Source organism: Pseudoxanthomonas sp. UTMC 1351, from assembly GCF_040948865.1.
Classification (GTDB): Bacteria; Pseudomonadota; Gammaproteobacteria; order Xanthomonadales; family Xanthomonadaceae; genus Pseudoxanthomonas_A.
Window position 1 is genome coordinate 1 of record NZ_JAVGJT010000079.1, and the last position, 1,023, is coordinate 1,023.

At 62.1% G+C, this 1,023-nt stretch carries 1 protein-coding gene; it reads left to right on the plus strand.

The genetic code is table 11. The annotated features are described in order from the left end of the window. Window positions 1-1,007, plus strand: a protein-coding gene (locus AB6O04_RS20675; protein WP_368566312.1) for an IS3 family transposase whose coding sequence is annotated in 2 segments (ribosomal slippage) — window positions 1-145 and window positions 145-1,007 — 1,008 coding nt annotated over the 2 segments. Because the reading frame shifts where the segments join, the coding sequence is not laid out codon by codon here. This gene is flagged as partial in the annotation. Window positions 1,008-1,023: the final 16 nt, after the last annotated feature.

A 1,023-nucleotide genomic window follows, 5' to 3' on the forward strand; every position in this document is an offset into this window, starting at 1 on the left:
ACGTACTACCAATGGAAGTCAAAGTACGGTGGCATGGAGGCGTCGGACCTGCGGCGGGTGAAGGAGCTGGAAGCCGAAAACGCCAAGCTCAAGCGCATGTATGCCGAGATGGCGCTGGACGTGGCCGCGATGAAGGATCTGATCGCAAAAAAACTGTAGGGCCGGCCCAGAAGCGCGAGGCGGCGCGGTATCTGATGCAGGTACACGCGCGGCCGCTGCGTCGGTCCTGCGATTGTGTCGGCTTGTCCCGCGCGGCTTTTTATCGCCCGCCGCTGGATTGGACCGTGCGTGATGCCGAAGTGATCGCGGCGCTGGCGGCGCTGGTTGAAGACCGGCCCAGTCGCGGCTTCTGGAAGTGCCGCAAACGGCTTCGCCGGTTGCGGCCGGAGTGGAACCACAAGCGGATTTACCGGGTGTACAAGGCGATGCGATTGAATCTGCGACGAGCCGCGAAGCGGCGTCTGCCCAAGCGTGAACGGGTACCCCTTTACGTACCGCGCTTGCCGGACACGGTCTGGTCCGGCGACTTCATGTCCGATGCGCTGGCCTGCGGCCGCCGCTTTCGCACTTTCAATGTCGTGGATGACTTCAACCGCGAGGCGCTGCACATCGAGGTGGACACCTCGATCACCTCCGCACGACTGGTGCGCATCTTCGAGCAACTGCAGCGCGACCACGGCTTGCCGCAGGTGCTGCGTACGGATAACGGGCCGGAGTTCCTGGGCGAAGTTTTCGTGCAGTGGGCCAAGGCCAACGGCATGGCGATCCAGTACATCCAGCCAGGCAAGCCCAACCAGAACGCCTACATCGAACGCTTCAACCGAACGTTCCGCGAGGAGGTTCTCGACCAGCACCTGTTCGCCCGCATCGAGGATGTCCGCGAGGCGGCCTGGTGGTGGATGATTGAGTACAACGAGCAACGCCCCCACGACTCATTGGGCGATCTAACGCCCAGCGAGTACCGTCAACGAGTCGCCGGAAGTTCTACTTTTGAAGTGTCTACTTGACGGGGAAGCTTACGAA